General features: G+C 35.7%; 15 protein-coding genes, 1 other RNA gene and 1 pseudogene. 3 read left to right on the top strand and 14 right to left on the bottom strand.

Features of this window, described 5'->3' with window-relative positions; genetic code table 11:
• Window positions 1-8: 8 nt before the first annotated feature.
• From I583_RS05370 to I583_RS05350, 5 genes are all read right to left on the bottom strand, one after another.
• A complete protein-coding gene (locus tag I583_RS05370) occupies window positions 9-383 on the bottom strand; it encodes a MerR family transcriptional regulator (RefSeq protein ID WP_010761534.1) in 375 nt (124 codons plus the stop codon).
• The gene (locus tag I583_RS05365; RefSeq protein WP_010761535.1) at window positions 340-618 is read right to left on the bottom strand and encodes an NAD(P)H-binding protein; all 279 of its coding nucleotides are present in this window, start codon (window positions 616-618) and stop codon (window positions 340-342) included. Before I583_RS05365 ends, I583_RS05370 begins: the two co-directional genes overlap by 44 nt.
• A 33-nt stretch (window positions 619-651) precedes the next feature.
• Entirely contained in the window at window positions 652-1,635 is a 984-nt protein-coding gene (locus I583_RS05360; protein WP_010761536.1) for an aldo/keto reductase, read from the bottom strand.
• A 366-nt stretch (window positions 1,636-2,001) separates the two neighbouring features.
• Window positions 2,002-2,394, bottom strand: coding sequence for a MerR family transcriptional regulator (locus tag I583_RS05355; RefSeq protein WP_010761537.1), 393 nt, complete (start codon window positions 2,392-2,394; stop codon window positions 2,002-2,004).
• Between the two features lie 440 nt (window positions 2,395-2,834).
• Window positions 2,835-3,986 (bottom strand): hydroxymethylglutaryl-CoA synthase, encoded by a 1,152-nt coding sequence (locus I583_RS05350; protein WP_010761538.1) that lies wholly within the window; start codon window positions 3,984-3,986, stop codon window positions 2,835-2,837.
• Between the two features lie 185 nt (window positions 3,987-4,171).
• Here I583_RS05350 and I583_RS16440 point away from each other — a divergent pair, with 185 nt between their 5' ends.
• Complete coding sequence (locus I583_RS16440) at window positions 4,172-6,586, top strand: hydroxymethylglutaryl-CoA reductase, degradative (RefSeq protein ID WP_010761539.1); 2,415 nt, start codon at window positions 4,172-4,174, stop codon at window positions 6,584-6,586.
• 558 nt (window positions 6,587-7,144) lie between these two features.
• Here I583_RS16440 and rplS read toward each other — a convergent pair.
• The 4 genes from rplS to I583_RS05320 form a co-directional block, all read right to left on the bottom strand.
• On the bottom strand, window positions 7,145-7,492 hold the full coding sequence (gene rplS, locus I583_RS05335) for a 50S ribosomal protein L19 (RefSeq protein WP_010761540.1): 348 nt from the start codon (window positions 7,490-7,492) through the stop codon (window positions 7,145-7,147).
• A gap of 144 nt (window positions 7,493-7,636) precedes the next feature.
• Window positions 7,637-8,386 (bottom strand): tRNA (guanosine(37)-N1)-methyltransferase TrmD, encoded by a 750-nt coding sequence (gene trmD / locus I583_RS05330; protein ID WP_010761541.1) that lies wholly within the window; start codon window positions 8,384-8,386, stop codon window positions 7,637-7,639.
• On the bottom strand, window positions 8,376-8,900 hold the full coding sequence (rimM, locus tag I583_RS05325; protein ID WP_010761542.1) for a ribosome maturation factor RimM: 525 nt from the start codon (window positions 8,898-8,900) through the stop codon (window positions 8,376-8,378). The genes trmD and rimM overlap by 11 nt, the downstream gene beginning before the upstream one ends.
• Window positions 8,901-9,019: 119 nt before the next feature.
• The gene (locus I583_RS05320) at window positions 9,020-10,387 is read right to left on the bottom strand and encodes an Nramp family divalent metal transporter (protein ID WP_010761543.1); all 1,368 of its coding nucleotides are present in this window, start codon (window positions 10,385-10,387) and stop codon (window positions 9,020-9,022) included.
• A gap of 609 nt (window positions 10,388-10,996) precedes the next feature.
• Here I583_RS05320 and I583_RS05315 point away from each other — a divergent pair.
• Together I583_RS05315 and I583_RS05310 are read left to right on the top strand one after the other, a co-directional pair.
• Window positions 10,997-11,386: pseudogene (locus I583_RS05315) on the top strand (TVP38/TMEM64 family protein); the annotation flags it as partial.
• Window positions 11,387-11,478: 92 nt separating this feature from the next.
• On the top strand, window positions 11,479-13,281 hold the full coding sequence (locus I583_RS05310) for a glycerophosphoryl diester phosphodiesterase membrane domain-containing protein (protein ID WP_010761545.1): 1,803 nt from the start codon (window positions 11,479-11,481) through the stop codon (window positions 13,279-13,281).
• A 55-nt stretch (window positions 13,282-13,336) separates the two neighbouring features.
• Here the strand turns inward: I583_RS05310 and nth are convergent, their stop codons facing one another.
• From nth to rnpB, 5 genes are all read right to left on the bottom strand, one after another.
• Window positions 13,337-13,984: an endonuclease III gene (gene nth, locus I583_RS05305; protein WP_010761546.1), complete on the bottom strand. Its 648-nt coding sequence runs from the start codon at window positions 13,982-13,984 to the stop codon at window positions 13,337-13,339.
• Between the two features lie 11 nt (window positions 13,985-13,995).
• Window positions 13,996-14,712, bottom strand: a complete 717-nt coding sequence (locus I583_RS05300; RefSeq protein ID WP_010761547.1) for a DnaD domain protein — start codon at window positions 14,710-14,712, stop codon at window positions 13,996-13,998.
• A 35-nt stretch (window positions 14,713-14,747) separates the two neighbouring features.
• Window positions 14,748-16,247, bottom strand: a complete 1,500-nt coding sequence (locus I583_RS05295) for a carboxypeptidase M32 (protein ID WP_010761548.1) — start codon at window positions 16,245-16,247, stop codon at window positions 14,748-14,750.
• 10 nt (window positions 16,248-16,257) lie between these two features.
• Window positions 16,258-17,421 (bottom strand): THUMP domain-containing class I SAM-dependent RNA methyltransferase, encoded by a 1,164-nt coding sequence (locus I583_RS05290; RefSeq protein ID WP_010761549.1) that lies wholly within the window; start codon window positions 17,419-17,421, stop codon window positions 16,258-16,260.
• 126 nt (window positions 17,422-17,547) lie between these two features.
• An RNA gene (rnpB, locus tag I583_RS16435) (RNase P RNA component class B) lies at window positions 17,548-17,962 on the bottom strand.
• Window positions 17,963-17,968: the final 6 nt, after the last annotated feature.

Below are 17,968 nucleotides of genomic sequence, written 5' to 3'. Positions count from 1 at the left end.
TATTAGACTTATTTAATTATTATCCGTCTTTGGAGCTCGGATTTTGCTGCCTCTAGCCGATTGATTTGTTCTTCCAATTCATTTTTTTGTTCATTCAGCAGTTCTAATCTAGCATGTACTGTTTTTTCTGGTTGGATAGATAAAGTTACATATTCAATCAATCCTTCGATAGAAAGATTGACTTCTCTCATTTGCTTAATAAAACAAATCCAATCAGCGTCTTCTCCATTAAACTCACGTAGTCCATCACGATTTCTCTTTACCTGAGGAATCAAACCGATTCGTTCAAAGTAACGAATGGTGTTGATTGGGGTATTAGTTCGCTTGCTTATTTCTTTACTATTCATATTCTTCCATTGTTTCAACGATTGATTGTGTCGCATTTGGCGAACTCATATCATTTAAATACGCAATATCCACTCCGGTTAATGCTTGTTTTAATTTATCTTTATCATTAAAGTCCCCTTCAATAATAACCTCCCTCTTTGGGTCCTTTACTAAAATCCGACTTGAAAGATCGCGACCATACAAAACAAGGTCGTGATTTGTTTCTGTTAAGATCAACTCTGTAACCATTTTTGAAATTTGACCTGCTGCACCTAAAATCATTATTTTCATGTTAAATCCTTCTTTCACGTTTTGACTGAACTTTTATTTATGACCAACAATAGCATGAGGGACATAAGGTTCTTCTAAAAACTGCACTTCTTCTTCAGTCAAGGTTAACTCTAAAGCAGGAATCGCATTCGTCAAATGACTTTCTTTGGTTGCGCCAATAATCGGTGCTACAACTGGTCCTTTTTGAAGTAACCAAGCAAGTGCGATTTGTACGCGCTCCACACCACGTTTTTCAGCGATTTCAGCCACTCTTTCAACGATGATACGGTCTTGATCTGCTGTTGTATCATATTTTGACCTCGCTGTTTTATCAGTTTCAAAACGTTTCGTTTGTGCGCTCCAATCACGTGTTAAGCGACCTGATGCTAATGGACTATAGGGTGTCACCGCAATTTTTTGATCTTCGCATAACGGCAGCATTTCTCTTTCCTCTTCACGATATAGCAAATTCAAATGATCTTGCATGGACACGAATTTTGTCCAACCGTTTTTTTCAGCTACTGCTTGCGCTTTAGCAAATTGCCAAGCAAACATCGCTGAAGCACCAATATAACGGGCTTTTCCTGATTTCACAACATCATGTAAAGCTTCCATCGTTTCTTCGATTGGCGTATTATAATCCCAACGATGAATAATATATAAATCAACATAATCCATCCTTAAACGCTCTAAGCTAGCATCAATTTGATGAAAGATTTCTTTTCTTGACAGTCCACCACTGTTTGGAACATCTTTTTTCATGGTAGTGAATAATTTAGTGGCAACAACAATTTCATCACGATTCGCATATTCATTCAGTGCTTTGCCAAGAATCCGTTCACTAGCTCCGTATGAATAAACATTGGCTGTATCAAAGAAATTGATCCCTAAATCTAGTGCTTTTTTAATGACTTTTTTACTTTCTTCCTCTTCTAAAACCCACTCGTGAAAGCCACTATTCGGATCACCAAACCCCATTGCACCTAAGCAAATTCTTGAAACTTCCATTCCTGTATTGCCAAATTTTACATAGTTCATTGTATTTCCTCCTCTAGTTTATTTTTCGTTTTTTTTCTAGTACTACTACATTACTAAAATTCAACATATAATGATTGAATTGACACAACGTTTCTTTCAATCACTCGTACCAATCAACATCCACTCATAGCTTCATTGTGTTTCTTGGCATGTTTCAAAGCAAAAATGCAGTGGCTAAACCATATAGCTAGATAATATAAATGTCCTACCAAATAAATGACCATTTTTCTTACTAACAACAACAGTCTAGCTCTTGAAGTTCACTCCAAGTCAAGTGATTTGTTAAAATAAATAAAAAGCTTCTAAAGCAGTCTTCCTCTAAAAAATATAGGAGAAAGACACGCTTTAGAAGCGATTCATTTTCTATTATCTATTTATATTAAAATCTCTTAACGCGTTTTCAGCTGGAATCATATGCTCATCATAATTGGCTAGTTTAAACTCTAAACGTTCAATTGCTGTATTTAATTCCGAAGCTTTTTCTTTTAATTCCGAAATTTGATCCGCAATGATTTCTTTACGGGCTGGCACTGTTTCATTCCCAACTTGAAACAAGGTTAAATATTCCACTAACGATTCAATAGATAGACCTGCATTTCTCATTTGTCTACTAAAAACGATCCAGCGTAAATCTTCTTCATCAAAGTTTCGAATCCCATTACTATTACGTTTCACAGGTGGAATCAAACCAATTCGTTCATAATATCTGATCGTATCTGCAGAAACGCCACTTAATTCACTTACTTTCTTTATATTCATACCTCAATCCTCCTCTGTGAATCCCTTAACAAGTCTACTTCTTTTTTATTATAAAACAATTTTATTCTCTTTTACAAACTTTCTTATTGACTTGGAAAAACGAGCGGCTGATGTTTAATTGTTTATCGTAACACAATTACTTTTTAGCATCACTATTTTTATACAAGACTTCAAATTTTTGTTCTACAATGAATAACTTTGTTAAAAACTAGAATAAAGAGGCTGAAACATAACTCTACGAGTCATATTTCAACCTCAAGTAATCCAAATAATCGTTTGGGGAAGAAGCAACACTTTCAGAAATAAACACTTCTGTTCCAACCTCTTGAAATTATAAAAATTTAGAAATAGAAAAGGCAAAAAATACAATGCAGCACAACAAATTTTATGACTAATCTATTTTTTCAAGGCAATTTAATCATTTAAATTATTCATTTTATTTACTTTTCCTTGTACGCTCTAACCGTATTTGAAGTAGCCGTGATACTAAAAAGAAGCGAATCTTCATATTCACTATCCACATCGGTATTCAAAACATCATTAAAGATTTCTTCATACTCAGCAATCGATAACACTTTTCGTTCAGCCAATTGCTTTTGATGAAGATCTGTAAGTAATTGAGTTTGATACCCTTCAACAAGTGTACCACTAAAAAATTCTGCTACAGTACCAGAACCGTAACTAAATAATCCAACTTGTTCTCCTGCATCTAATCCACCATTTTCTAACAATGAAATCAACCCCAAGTACAAAGAGCCTGTGTATAAATTACCGACTTGTCGACTATATAAAATACTTGATTCATATTTATTTAAAATACGTTCCTGCTCATCTGATGATTCATCCTCCAAAGCTGCTAACAACGCTTTTTTCCCCATTTTTGTATAAGGAATATGAAAAGCCAATGCATGAAAATCAGCAATTGATTTATTATGACGGCGTTGATATTCTTCCCATACTTTTTGGAAAGCTTGAATGTACGTTTCATTCGATAGTTGACCATCCACCATTGGATAATCATGTCCAACCGGACGCCAAAAATCATAAATATCTTGCGTTAATGCCACACTATCATCATTTAATTGTAAAATTCTTGGAGCTGCTGAAACTAGCATTGCTACGGCTCCTGCACCTTGTGTTGGTTCGCCACCTGAAGCTAGTCCATATTTTGCAATATCAGAAGCAATCACTAATACTCTACTTTCAGGATGGCTTTGAATATGTGCCACCGCATATTGTAAAGCAGCAGTTCCAGCGTAGCAAGCTTCTTTTATTTCAAATGCACGTGCAAATGGTTGAATCCCCAACAAACGATGCAACACTACTGCTGATGCCTTTGATTCATCAATACCAGATTCTGTCCCAACAATTACCATATCAATTTGCTTTTTATCTTCATCCGTTAAAATATTTTTTGCAGCATTTGCCGCAAAAGTCACAATATCTTGTGTTTTTTTATTAACGGCCATTTTGTCTTGTCCAATACCGATATGGAATTTATTCGGATCTACCTCTCTTGCTAAAGCTAAATCGGTCATATCTACGTAGTATGGTGGGACAAAAAAACTGATTTTATCTATGCCAACGTTCATTGTATATCTCCTTTGTCGTTATTCTCAATTCATTACCTACTATAATTTATCATAAATTCGAGCAAGATTGGTAGAAAAAAGGATAATTTAAAATTTGTTAAAGAATTTCTGAAGTTTTTTTATTATGGTTTATAGAGTATTCTTTTTTCACAAAGCATGGTATATTTCATAGTGGAGGTGACGTCGTGGAAATCGTAATTATCGACGCCTTGAGAACGCCTATCGGGAAGTATCGAGGACAATTAAAATCATTATCTGCAGTTGAGCTAGGAACAGCAGTTACAAAAGAGTTACTTAAAAGGAATACAAAAGCAGCAGAACATATAAAGCAAGTCGTTTTTGGAAACGTACTACAAGCTGGAAATGGACAAAATCCAGCAAGACAAATTGCAATCAATAGCGGGTTGGGCTTTGAAGTGCCGGCTTTTACTGTAAATGAAGTTTGCGGATCAGGCATGAAAGCAATCAGCTTAGCCAAACAAGCCATTCAATTAGGCCAAGCTGAAGTTATTATAGCCGGAGGAACAGAAAGCATGACAACGGCCCCTGCTATCACATACAAAGAAGAGGATACCTATTCAAAACCTGCTCCAACTATGATGGTAGATGGTTTAACTGATGCATTTAGCGGTAAAGCAATGGGATTGACAGCAGAAAACGTTGCTCAACAGTTTACCATTACACGAGAAATGCAAGATGCTTTTGCGGCTCATTCACAAAGAAAAGCAGCCCAAGCACAAGCAGAAGGAAAATTTGTAAAGGAAATAGTCCCCCTTTCTATCGATAATGCTATTTTTGAGCACGATGAAGGTGTTCGAAAAGATACCACTGTTGAAAAACTAAGTACATTGAAAACAGTTTTTAAAGCAGATGGCTCTGTCACAGCAGGTAACGCATCAACGATCAACGATGCAGCTTCAGCAATGATCCTAGCTTCAAAATCATTCGCAGAAGAACATCAAATTCCTTATCTCGCTATTGTGAAAGATGTTACTGAAATCGGGATCGACCCAAGCATAATGGGTATTTCACCCATCAAGGCCATTCAAACCTTGTTACAACGCAATGATCTGACAGTTGAAGACATTGATTTATTTGAAATCAATGAAGCTTTTGCGGCATCTTCCATTGTCGTTCAAAATGAATTGAAGATACCTGACAAGAAACTCAATATTTGGGGTGGAGGTATTAGTTTAGGTCATCCAATTGGTGCTTCTGGCACTCGAATCGTAGCGACTTTAGCACATCAATTAGAGGACACAAACGGTCAATATGGAGTGGCTTCCCTATGTGTTGGCGGTGGTCTTGGTCTTGCCATGCTGATTGAGCGCCCACAAAAAGCACACTCGGATAAAAAATTTTACCAACTATCAAAAGAAGAACGCTTAACATTTTTACAAGAGATGGGCAATCTTTCTATAGAAAGCAGATATGAATTAGAAAACATGTCATTAGATGAAGATATTGCGAATCATTTAATTGAAAATCAAATCAGTGAAATGGCTTTGCCAATGGGCGTTGTACCAGATATTTTAGTCAATAATAAAAGCTACCAAGTTCCTATGGCAACAGAAGAACCTTCTGTCATTGCAGCATGTAGTAATGGAGCCAAAATGATTCAACAATCCGGCAGTATTCACAGTAAATTAGCAGAAGGTCTTTTACGAGGTCAAATTGTTTTTATGAATGTTAACGATTCAGCGCTAATCGAAGATAAAATCAACCAATTTTCTGAAGAGATTTTTGTTCAAGCTGAAAAAAGTTATCCTTCTATTGTAAAACGTGGCGGTGGATTAAAACGAATCCAAGTTCGTCAGTTTACAAAGGACAATAGCTATTTATCAGTGGATTTACTTGTTGATACCAAAGATGCTATGGGAGCCAATATTCTCAACTCTATTTTAGAAGGGGTTGCTGATTTATTCCGTCAATGGTTTGATGATGAAATTCTGTTTAGTATCTTGAGTAATTACGCAACGGAATCTTTAGTAACAGCCACATGTGACGTTTCATTTGCTAGTTTAAGCAAAACTGGTGATTTAGAGTCTGGAAGATTCATTGCAGAAAAAATTGCTGCGGCTTCACAACTCGCACAAATAGATCCTTATCGGGCGACTACACATAATAAAGGTATTATGAATGGGATAGAAGCCGTGATTCTAGCAACAGGAAACGATACACGTGCAGTCGCAGCGGCAGCTCATGCCTATGCTTCAACAGGTAGCTATCACGGTTTAAGTCGATGGAAACTTGTCAATGATGGTTTGAAAGGCACAATTGAGTTACCATTAGCAATTGGAACAGTTGGCGGTGCAATCCGTGTTTTACCAAAAGCTCAGGCTGCTTTAGAGATTTTAAATGTGACCGATGCTAAAGAATTAGCGGAAGTAATCGCAGCTATTGGTTTAGCACAAAATTTAGCTGCTTTACGTGCTTTAGTCTCAGAAGGTATTCAACAAGGTCATATGTCCTTACAAGCTCGCTCTTTAGCTATGTCTGTTGGCGCAAAGGGTGCAGAAATCGAAATAATCGCAGAGAGACTCAAAACAGGTGTAATGAATCAAGAAAAAGCTTTGGCATTTTTATTAGAATTGAGATAATAATAAGTTAACGCACTAAACTAATTTATTAACTGAGAGGATAAAAATAAACCCTATGAGTTGCCTATTAAAATTAATTAGCACTTATAAGGGTTTATTTTTATTATAATTTTAAGATTATCTCAATTTATTGATTTTTAACGTCCCTACTACTTTCATTTCTTTTGTCCATTTTTGTTTTGACTTGTTAAAATTCTTTTAGAGGTGAGGGTCATGATATTATCGGTAATTTTCTTTATTTTCGGTGTTTTTTCATTGTTTAAGTTTAGAGCAACAAGAGAAAAACTTTACTTGTATATCGCTTTGTCTTATTTTGGTTTTTCATTAACCATAGTCATTGTTTCCCATTACCTATTTAATTAATTCTATTTCTTTTTGATTAATGTTTTTATCTTAACAAGTTATAATACCCTTTGGGGAATAAAAGTTAAAGAGATGCAGACTTTCGTGCTCCTATCCTCTTTTCTACTTTCTTTTGCTTTTGGAAAGAGTTACTATCAATAAAAAAATAAAACCCCTTGATAATCAAGGGGTTCATTGTTAATTAATAACAAGTTTTTAACGACGGATTTCTTTAATACGAGCTGCTTTACCGTGTAATGCACGTAAGTAATAAAGTTTCGCACGACGAACTTTACCATAACGAACTACTTCGATTTGAGCAACACGTGGTGTGTGTAATGGGAATGTACGTTCCACACCAACACCATTAGAAATTTTACGTACTGTATAAGTTTCGCTGATACCAGCGCCGCGGCGTCCGATAACAACTCCTTCAAATAATTGGATACGTTCGCGTGTTCCTTCGACTACTTTCGCATGTACGCGAACAGTGTCTCCAGGACGAAACGCTGGGATATCCGTACGTAGTTGTTCTTGTGTTAATTCTTGAATTAATGGATTCATTCTTTTTTCTCCTCATTCCAAACATTCTTATGACTCTTGTCACAGCGGAATATCGTAATAGTTGAGCGCTTTGCACTCACTGAAATAGTGTAACATAGCTATTCACAGCTGTAAAGGGATTTTTCTTTAAAGATGGAGTATTTTCTATTCATCAGCTGACTTTTCTTCTTCAATGATCTCAGCAAGAAATTTTTTCATCTCATTATCAAGCTCAAGTGTTTCTAGCATATCAGGACGTCTTAAATAGGTTCTACGTAAAGATTCTTTCAACTGCCATTCAGCTATCAATTTATGATTACCATTCGTTAAGACTTCTGGTACATTCATCCCATTAAATTCGGCCGGGCGCGTATATTGTGGGTGTTCCAGCAATCCTGTTGAATGAGAATCTGTTTGCGCAGATAATTTATTTCCTAAAACATCAGGAAGTAAACGAACAGTTGCATCGATCATGACCATTGCACCTAATTCTCCACCAGTTAAAACATAATCTCCTAATGAAACTTCGTCCGTAACAAGAGAACGAATCCGCTCATCGTACCCCTCATAATGACCACAAATAAAGACTAAATGCTCTTCTTCCGAGAACTCTTCCGCCATTTTTTGGTCAAAACGTTTCCCCGCTGGATCTAGCAAAATCACACGTTTTTTAGTTTTCGGTGATGCTTCTTCAATTCTTCGAAAATTATCATAAATTGGCTGAACCTTAAGTAGCATTCCTGCTCCACCGCCATAAGGATAATCATCAACTGACTGATGCTTATTATCAGAATGGTCACGAAAATTAGAGATATTGATTTCTAACAAATTTTTCTCTACGGCTTTTCCAATGATTGATTCGCCCATTGGCCCTTCAAACATCCTTGGAAAAAGTGTCAATACATCAATTTTCATCGTCAATCAAACCTTCTGGAATTTCTACACGAACGATACCTTCTTCTAAATCAATCGACTTAACAACAGATTCGATATAAGGAATCAATGCATCTTTTTTCTTTGGTCTTTGAACAACCCAGACATCGTTTGCTCCTGGCGAAAGAATTTCTTTGATCTTACCAAGTTCTTCATTGTTTTCATCAATAACAGTTAACCCAATAATTTCGTGATAATAAAATTCATCTCCTGGTAAATCCTTTAAACCCTCTTTTGACACTTTCAAAATGCCATCACGGTATTTTTCAACATCGTTGATTGAAAAATGATCTTCAAATGTGACAATATCAAAATTTTTATGTTTTCGATGGGTTTTGATCGTTAATTCGATTGGTGCTTTTTTTTCTTGAAATAATGTCAAAACTGATCCTTTTTTATAGCGTAGCTCTGGAAAATCCGTTTGAGAAATTATTCGTACTTCGCCTTTTAAGCCTTGAGTATTGACGATTTTTCCAACATTTAAATATTCAGTCACTTAAAACCCTCATTTCAAATTTTTAGTCTTTTTCATTCTACCATTTCTGTAGATTGAATTCTATTATATATACATAAAAAAGAAAGCCATTCAATCAAGAATCGCTTTCTTGTTCGTTATTAAGCATTCATACCAGTCAGTGTGCCATAAATCAAGAATAGGTTCAATGCTGTCAACACAATTGCAATGACCCAAGCTAAAACTTTCACCCACATTGGATTCGCAAAACGACCCATGATTTTTTTATCACTTGTATACATTGTTAAAGGAATGATCGAAATTGGTAATGCGATGCTTAAAAATACTTGAGTATACAATAATAAATCCTCTACCGCTGATTCTCTACCGCCATAAAGAATCACACAAATAATTACAGGTACGATCGCAATCAAGCGTGTTACGACTCTACGCATCCACAACGGCATTTTCAAGTGAATAAACCCTTCCATAACAATTTGTCCTGAAAGTGTCCCAGTTATGGTTGAGTTTTGACCTGAAGCAAGCAACGCTATCGCAAATAGGATACTTAAAACCGGGCTTGCAATATTCCCAACGATATCAGGATTTTTCAATGCATCAAACAAGTCCACAAACTTCCCTAAATCACTATTCGTTCCATAAAACAAAGCACCACCTAAAATCAGCAACAAACAATTAACAATAAAGGCAACGGTCAATTGAATATTCGAATCCCAAATCGTAAAACGAATGGCTTTCGCTTTTTCTTTATCATCATTACGATCGAATTTTCTTGCCTGAGCAATGGATGAATGTAAATATAAATTATGCGGCATAACCGTTGCCCCTACAATCCCTAATGCTAAAAATAGCATGGATTTGTCACTAGCAATTTTTGTATCTGGAATAAAGCCACGTAGTACTTCACCAATATTTGGATCAGCCAGTGCTACTTCATATGCAAAAACAAAAAAGATAACTGCAATTAAACAAGCGACGATGGCTTCGATTTTTCTGAAACCTAGTTTCGTTAACAGCAATAACAATAAAACATCAAATGTTGTAATCAATACGCCGATTAATAATGGAAAACCAAACAATAATTGCAATGCCACCGCACCACCGATTACCTCAGCAATGTCCGTTGCCATAATTGCAAGTTCAGTAATGATCCATAAAACAAACCCTGTTTTTTTGCTTGTATGTTCTCTAGTCGCCTGAGCTAAATCTCTTCCTGTTACGATTCCTAATTTAGCCGCCATGCTTTGAAGTAACATCGCAATCAAACTTGATAATAAGATGACACTCAGTAATGCATACTTGTACTCTGCACCACCAGCGATTGATGTTATCCAATTTCCTGGATCCATGTACCCAACTGCCACAAGTGCTCCAGGTCCACTATAGGCCATCAATGTTCGCCAAAAATTAGCATTTTTTGGTACATCAACGGTATTATTGATTTCTTCTAAACTAGGTCCATTTGCATATTCCAACAACTTTTCTGCTTCATTTTTCTCTTCTTTCATGTAAATCCTTCTTCCAACTAAAATTATCAGGTTTATATTATTATATTTTTAGGTGCACCATAATCCTTAAAACAATTATAATCCTCTCATTGTTTCTTGTAAATAGGAAACACTCAGTTATTTTTTTATTTAGGGCTAAAGTAGGATGTATTTAACGTAAGTTCTTTGTATAATAATCGTAACAAGTTCATTCTTACAACTTTGTTCGTGAAATTTGATAAATAACAATGGTAAAATAAGAAGAAGACTTTTATACTGAAGGTAGTTACTTTATCAAGCTTTCTGACTAGTCTCTAGAAAAATTGATAAAACATTGTCTGTGACAAAAAGCATCATATTACATATTTTCTACGAGACTGAACGATCCTGTTACACTTTTAAATTAAGGAGATGATAGACATGAGCATCGCGCTTTCAAGAAAAATTATTAATTGCATTTCAATCGTAGGTATTATAGCAACGATTGCTGTGACCATTTATTTTATACGATTAGGTGTTTTTAAAGATGTAGACGCTTTGAGAGGATTAGTCGGTGACTCTGTTATTTTAGGTCCTATATTGTTTATGTTGATCCAGATCATTCAAGTGGTGATTCCAATCATACCAGGCGGCATTAGTTGTGCTGCAGGTGTTCTGATATTCGGTCCCTTTGCAGGATTTATCTATAATTACGTAGGAATCGCAATTGGTTCTGTGATTATTTTCCTCTTAGGTCGTCAATACGGGAAACCATTTATTCTAAGTTTAGTTAGTGATAAAACTTATAACAAGTATATTGGCTGGTTAGATAATGAAAAACGCTTTGAACGTCTTTTCGCTTTAGCTATTTTTCTACCCATTGCGCCAGATGATGCACTTTGTTTAATGGCTGGTTTGACTAAGATGTCTTTAAAGAAATTTACATTGATTATTATCTTAGCAAAACCCGTTTCAATTTTCTTGTATAGTTTAGCTTTAATATACGGTGGTACATTCTTAAACGGTTTACTGGGCTTTTAAAGCTTAAAAATATATAATAAAATCATAATTAGGATAGGATGCAACAGTATCCTATCTTCTTTTATTTTAGTATTGTAAGGGTGGTTTAAATAATGAAATACTTAAAAAATAGTTTTAAAAATATGATTGATTTTTTTGCAGGTACATCAGCCTATTTTCGCGATGTTTTATTGATGCATGGGTTTATGCTGTTTGTGTTACTCCCTCTTTTAGCCAGCTCCACTCGTTTTATATTAAGACAAGGGAAAATAGACTATCTATCTTATGATACCATTCCAATTATCTTTGCTAAACATCCAGGTGTATTGATCGCCTTGATTGTTGTACTGTTAGCAATTGTGATTGCAGTTTTCTTTGAATTTACTTTTTTACTTTTGAGCATTTTTTTTATAAAGAAAAAAGAACCGATTTCTCTAACAAATTTGCTTAAAGGAACAATTCTTCAACTTAAAAAAATTCGATTTAGTACGATAGTTTTTTTTCTATTCTATTTTTTCTTAGTGTTACCACTTAGTGGTTTAGGTTTTAATTCGGATTTATTAGCTAAAATAAAAATTCCAGCATTTATTATGGATTTTATCTTTGCTAATCGTGTAACAATTATTGCTTTAGTTGTCTTAGGTTATTTGCTGTTCTTTTATCTTTCTATTCGTTTGATTTTTGCATTGCCTGAAATGATTTTACGAGATGTTCCTTTCCGTCAAGCCGTGAAAGAAAGTTGGCGTTCAACCAAAAACCATTTCTTTAAAATCTTAGGCCAGTTTATTGTAATTGGTGGCAGTATTCTTTTGGTTTTTGTTCTAAGCTATACGGTAATTCTAAGTGTTCAAGCAATCATTGAAACAACGTTTCCAAGTTATGCGTTAGTCAGCGCTGTTGTTGCAATGACACTTTTACAATTTATATTACTTATGAACATTATCTTTTCCACCGTGGGGATATTTTATATTACGATCGACTATATGGATGATGAAGGCTTTTTGCCTGAGTTACCACAATGGTTTTTTGATCAGCCAAAACAAGCAAGAAAAGAATGGTCTGTCTTTAAAATAGGGTTATTCGCTTTTACCGCAGCTCTCTTTGGGATTGGTGTGGGAACTTATAATACTAATTATTTAAGTAATCCTTCTGTCACTGAACCTCTAACAATATCTCATAGAGGAGTCGATGCAGCAAATGGTGTCCAAAACACCTTACCTGCCCTAGAAAAAACAAGCTTAGAACATCCTACTTATATAGAAATGGATATACAAGAAACCAAAGATAAACAATTTGTTGTCATGCACGACTTCAATCTAAAAAATCTTACCGGTGTAAATAAGCGTCCAAATGAACTTACATTAGCAGAACTTGTCAAGTTGACCGCTAAAGAAAACGGTATGAAGGCTAAAGTCTGCTCATTCGATGAGTATCTCGCAAAAGCCAAGCAATTAAATCAAAAGTTACTGATTGAAATCAAAACAACACCACAAGACAGTCCCGACCTTGTTAAACGATTTACTGAAAAATATCGTAAAGTTATTTTATCGGAAAAACACATTCTTCATACATTAACTTTTGATACAGCGACTCAGTTAAAGGAACAAGAACCAGACTTTTACGTTGGCTACATTCTTCCATTTAACATTGTAGGGCCACCTGTTTCCAATGTAGATTTCTTTACAATGGAATATACAACCTTAAATCGTAATTTTATCAGCGCAGCCCATAATGATGGAAAAAAAGTCTATGCTTGGACTGTTAATGATCAAGATACAATGACACGGATGATGTTTTATGGTGTGGACGGTATTGTTACAGATGAATTGAAATTACTTAATGAAACGATCAAAACTGATTTAGACGAGTTAACCTATTCAGATAAACTGTTCCATTTTGTTATTGGGATTGGTTAAAATAATCTAAATAAATAGAGTGACGCAAACAGTTATCTGTTTTACGTCACTCTATTTATTTTGCGCTCATTCTACTTTTTCCTTCTTGACACATATACAAAAGCGGACAAATATCACATTTAGGATTTCGTGCTAAACAGTGATAACGGCCGAAAAAAATCATCGTATGATGCGTCTTGACCCATAGTTCTTTAGGAATTTTTCTCATCAATGTTTGTTCGACTTCCATTACGTTAGCATCAAGCTTGCAAATTCGTAAACGTTTTGACACCCGTTCAACATGAGTATCCACTGCGATAGCCGGTTCTCCAAACGCATCTCCCATTACCACATTAGCCGTTTTGCGACCGACACCTGGTAAAGAAACTAACTCTTCACGAGTTTCGGGTACTTTTCCATCAAACTGATCTAATAATTGTGCAGCACAAGCTTTAATATTCTTTGCTTTATTTCGATACAAACCAATCGTTTTAATTTTTTGAATGATATCATCCAAGGGAGCTGCCGCAAGTGCCTCAGGTGTTGGATATGCGGCAAATAATGCAGGTGTGGCTTTATTCACAGAAACGTCCGTTGCTTGAGCACTTAAAATAACAGCAATCAATAGTTGAAATGGACTTCTATGCGTGAGTTCACACGCTGCTTCTGGAAACATATCATACATTATTTCTATTGCTTCCATTGTTTTCTCTTTAGAAAGCATTTATCTACCTCCTACTCACTATCTTCTGGATTAAGCCAATTGTGTAAAGTAACTTTGGGAATCGGCTCACTTTGAGCTCCTTGTTCTTCAATTTCTTTTTGGATCAGCGCCTGTTTTCGACGTTTTTGATCTTCAGCTACTTGCTCTTTCGTCGTAATATTCTTACGCTCCCAGGCCAATAAAATCCGATCGATATATTTTAAGCTATAGGCTTGATTTAACACAGCTTCTCTTAATGCCAGTCGGATAAGTTCTGGTTGGTAGTGATCTGTTTCTAACCACTGACCAATCATCTCTAACTCGATTGGAGATAATTGGCGACCAAACTCTTTTTCAAATCCTTGATAAAGCTGTTTGATTGTTTCTTCTGATGTCATTTCTTTTTGTTTTTCCGTTTGCTTTTGTTGTAAAAGATCAATTTTTTCAAATATTGGCAATAAATCGTATGTATCCATCATTTGACCTTGATCATTTTGTTTTGTTTCAATGATCAAAAATCCGCGTGAAACGAGTTGATTCATCAATTTATAAATAACATCGATTGATTTCCCCATTATTTGACTGATTTCAGCTAAATCAGGAAATAAATCACCTTTTACTTGGGAACGGAACAACTGCAGCCAAAACAAAAATTCTTCATCTGTCAAACCAATTTTTTGATAATTCTCAATGACCAAATTGGAGACAGTCGTTTCACCGGCTTTCAGGTATTCATTGATTGATAACATAACTGCTCCCTCGTTTCTGTTGCTAGAAAAATTAGTTATTCTTTGATTTTATATACATCATAATAAATAGATTTCATATAATCAATTAGATAGTGCGGATTCAATGCTTCTCCAGTCGCATCTAAAATCAATTGGTTAGGCTTTCTTGATGCGCCATATTGGTGGATGTGCTCTGTTAACCAGTTTTTAATAGAAGAGTAATCATCACTTGCTAAAACAGTATCTACGTCAATTTCTTTGCCCATTGCATGACGTAGCTGAGCTGCGTACATATACCCTAATGCATAAGATGGGAAATAGCCAAAACTCCCCCCAGACCAATGAACATCCTGTACAATCCCTTCTAAATCATTCTCTGGTCGAATCCCTAAATATTCCTCATATTTGTCATTCCAAATTTGAGGTAGATCATCGACTGAAACGTCCTCATTAAAAATCATCTTTTCAATTTCATAACGAATAATAATATGAAGTGGATACGTTAAACTATCCGCTTCAATACGCACTAAACTAGCTTTTGTTTCTTTTAGAGAATCATAAAAGGTCTCAAAATCAATATCATCAAATGTACCTTCAGTGCATTCTTTAAAAAACGGAAATTGTTTTTTCCAAAACTGTTTATTACTGCCGATAATAATTTCGTTAAATAATGATTGAGACTCATGGATTCCCATCGATGCTCCTGTTGAAAGTGGCGTATAATCATATTTTGGATCGATACTTTGCTCATAAATTCCATGACCTGCTTCATGAATGATACCAAAAGTTGCCATAGTGAAATCTGTTTCATCCCAACGAGTCGTAATTCGTGCATCATTACGATTTAACGCCAACATGAACGGATGGACAGTATCATCTAAACGCCCACGTGAAAAATCATATCCTAATTGCTCTGCAACTCCTGATACAAAGGTCCTCTGTTGTTCTTTTGAAACTTCTCTAGATAAGAAATCTGTACGTGGAACAATACCTTTCTCAGCAACTGTTTCTCTGATTTCCATAATGCCCGTTTTCACCTGAGCAAAAATTTGATCTAATTTTTCAACAGTCAAATCTGGCTCATATTGGTTTAGTAAAACATCATAATTTGTGGCTTCATCTTTTTTCCAATAAGGAATAAATTCCTTTAAAAAATCAATAATTAGTTGGATTTCATTTTTCATTTCAGCAAAGTTTTTCGTTTTTCTAGCTTGCAACCATGCTGTATGAGCGTTAGTCAATGCTGTGTTATATGCTTGCATTCTTTCTGCCGGGATACTGTGATTTAGCTCATAGTCTTCCTTCACTTTTTTGTAGACTGCTAATCCAACTTCTGATAATTCATCAGAATGTGTCTCGAAATAAGCTAACGCTTCTTGAACTTTAGGCCCTACACTTCGTTCGAAAGCCATCCCTGAGATATATCCAACAGATTCTCCACGGAAAGGACTGCTAGCTTCTGGCATGCCGGTTTGACTATCCCATTCTAATAAGCCAATCGCTTGATTTAATAGTTGGATCTCTTTAATTTCGTTTAAAAATTCTTGTTCTTTCATATCACTTCACCTACTCTTCTCTTGGTTTTCTTGGTGGTCTTTCTCCCCAATATTGGAACAAATCAGTGCGTAAAGCCCCGTTGTATAATTTTCTTTTCTTTGTAGCTCTTGCACCATAATATTGCTCAAACGTTAAATCACTCGTTAAAATGTATTTACTCCAAGTTTTAAGTGGACGGAAAACTTCGCCCATCTCTTTGTATAATTTGCGCACAGATTCTTCTTCACCTAAACGTTCCCCATAAGGCGGATTTGCAACCATTACGCCATATTCTTTTTCTGTCGTAAAGTCGCGTAAAGCTAGTTGTTTAAATGTGATAGAATCACCTAACCCAATTTCTTCGGCATTTGCTTTAGCGATCTCAATCATTTTTCCGTTGATATCTGATCCCATAATATCTAATTTGATATCATAATCTGCCTTCTCATCTGCTTCTTTACGGACTTTTTCAAAAATAGCAGAATCAAACCAATCCCACGTTTCACAGACAAATTCACGGTTAAAGCCTGGTGCAATATTATGACCGATCAAAGCTGCTTCAATACAAATCGTACCCGATCCACAAACCGGATCATAAAACGGACGATCTTTGCGCCAATTCGTTAAAGTTACTAAAGCCGCTGCCATATTTTCTTTTAAAGGCGCTCCACCTTTTTCAATACGATAGCCACGTTTAAATAAACTTGGCCCAGTCGTATCGATTGTTACCGTTACATGATCTTTTAAAAGAGCAACTTCTAATTGGAAAAAGGCACCTGTTTCAGCCAAAGGTACTGTTGCTGGGCGATGATATACTTCTCTTAAACGATTAACAATTGCTTTTTTAGTGATTGATTGACAATCTGGTGTGCTGTACAATTTAGATTTAATTGATTTTCCAGCTACTGGAAATTCTGCATCCATCGGCAAATAATCTTCCCAAGGCAACGCCTTGACTTTTTCAAATAATTCATCGAAGCTAAACGCATCAAATTCACCAACAATGATTTTAATACGATCGGCTGTTCTTAACCATAAGTTAGCTGTCGCGATTGTCTCCATTGTCCCTTCAAACAAAGCTTTACCATTTTCCACTTCACAAGGAATTCCTAAATCACGTAATTCTTTACCTACTAATGCCTCTAAACCACTTGCTGCCGTTGCAACAAGTTTAAATGTTTTTTCTTTTGTCATTATATCTCCTCTTGTTCTTGTTATCGTTAAGAACTATTCATTGCTTTATCTACATTAAAAACTATCTCTTACTTTAAAAAAAGCCTTCACAACAAAGTTGGAAGGTCATCCTGAATACTTGTAATTTTCTGTAAGCCATGTTCTGTATCGAATGCCTCTCAGGGAAAGACACTCGATGGTCATCATCTATCTGCAGAAATTAATCTGCCTCTTCTACTCGTTCATTTCCTTTAGAAGAGCGCCCCTACCATTGTTTGGGTTGCTCGCTCGAGGGGTTTACCGCGTTCCACCAATTCCGTTTCCAAAATTGCTTCGTCACTGTGGCACTTTCAAGGGTACTTTGACATAGCCGAAACCTTAGTCATTTTTCCTGCCGTTACTCTAAAAAGCAAAATCAGTTTGTCCGAAAACTTACAGATTTCACAAAATCAAGTACCTTAGCTTATGATTTCGCTAAGCACGAACACTACAGACATCTCAGCCTGTGCGAGCATGGACTTTCCTCAGCCTGAATAAATTCAAACCGCGATCACCCGAAAATTACAAA

Origin of the sequence: Enterococcus haemoperoxidus ATCC BAA-382, assembly GCF_000407165.1 — a bacterium.
Taxonomy (GTDB): Bacteria; Bacillota; Bacilli; order Lactobacillales; family Enterococcaceae; genus Enterococcus_L; species Enterococcus_L haemoperoxidus.
This window is presented reverse-complemented; position numbering and strand designations above follow the sequence as displayed.

Coding starts and splice junctions, on each gene's coding strand:
- I583_RS05370 (WP_010761534.1), bottom strand. CDS start 383: ATGCGACACAATCAATCGTTGAAACAATGGAAGAATATGAATAGTAAA.
- I583_RS05365 (WP_010761535.1), bottom strand. CDS start 618: ATGAAAATAATGATTTTAGGTGCAGCAGGTCAAATTTCAAAAATGGTT.
- I583_RS05360 (WP_010761536.1), bottom strand. CDS start 1,635: ATGAACTATGTAAAATTTGGCAATACAGGAATGGAAGTTTCAAGAATT.
- I583_RS05355 (WP_010761537.1), bottom strand. CDS start 2,394: ATGAATATAAAGAAAGTAAGTGAATTAAGTGGCGTTTCTGCAGATACG.
- I583_RS05350 (WP_010761538.1), bottom strand. CDS start 3,986: ATGAACGTTGGCATAGATAAAATCAGTTTTTTTGTCCCACCATACTAC.
- rplS (WP_010761540.1), bottom strand. CDS start 7,492: ATGAATCCATTAATTCAAGAATTAACACAAGAACAACTACGTACGGAT.
- trmD (WP_010761541.1), bottom strand. CDS start 8,386: ATGAAAATTGATGTATTGACACTTTTTCCAAGGATGTTTGAAGGGCCA.
- I583_RS05320 (WP_010761543.1), bottom strand. CDS start 10,387: ATGAAAGAAGAGAAAAATGAAGCAGAAAAGTTGTTGGAATATGCAAAT.
- I583_RS05310 (WP_010761545.1), top strand. CDS start 11,479: ATGAAATACTTAAAAAATAGTTTTAAAAATATGATTGATTTTTTTGCA.
- nth (WP_010761546.1), bottom strand. CDS start 13,984: ATGCTTTCTAAAGAGAAAACAATGGAAGCAATAGAAATAATGTATGAT.
- I583_RS05300 (WP_010761547.1), bottom strand. CDS start 14,712: ATGTTATCAATCAATGAATACCTGAAAGCCGGTGAAACGACTGTCTCC.
- I583_RS05295 (WP_010761548.1), bottom strand. CDS start 16,247: ATGAAAGAACAAGAATTTTTAAACGAAATTAAAGAGATCCAACTATTA.
- I583_RS05290 (WP_010761549.1), bottom strand. CDS start 17,421: ATGACAAAAGAAAAAACATTTAAACTTGTTGCAACGGCAGCAAGTGGT.